Below are 602 nucleotides of genomic sequence, written 5' to 3' on the forward strand. Positions count from 1 at the left end.
CCTCCACTCATTTTTACCTGAGCTTCAACCTGGCCATGCATAGATCACTGTGGTTTCGGGTCTAATCCCAGAGACTTACGCCCTATTCAGACTCGCTCTCGCTTCGGCTCCGCGTCTCCCGCTTAACCTCGCCTCTGAAATTAACTCGCCGGTTCATTCTTCAATAGGCACGCTGTCGCACGTATAAAGTGCTTCAACTGCTTGTAGACATACGGTTTCAGGTTCTATTTCACTCCGCTCCCGCGGTTCTTTTCACCTTTCCCTCACGGTACTATGCGCTATCGGTCGTTCCGTAGTATTTTGCCTTGGATGGTGGTCCACCCTGCTTCCCACAAGGTTCCTCGTGTCTCGTGGTACTCTGGATACCAGCCCGCTGGAGCTCTTTTCGCTTACCGGAGTTTCACCGTCTGTGCTCAGCCTTCCCAGACTGTTCAGCTAAAAGCTCTTCCCTTGATGCTGGTCCTCAACCCCGGTCGTCCGAAGACGTCCGGTTTGGGCTCTTCCCTGTTCGCTCGCCGCTACTGGGGGAATCTCGTTTGATTACTCTTCCTCCGGCTACTTAGATGTTTCAGTTCACCGGGTGTGCCTTCCGTAGATAGTAC

General features: G+C 53.2%; 1 rRNA gene. It reads right to left on the minus strand.

What is annotated here, in order from left to right:
- Window positions 1-602, minus strand: a 23S ribosomal RNA gene (locus ACE419_RS11525); the annotation flags it as partial.

The organism is Mitsuokella apri (assembly GCF_047974105.1).
GTDB lineage: Bacteria > Bacillota > Negativicutes > Selenomonadales > Selenomonadaceae > Mitsuokella.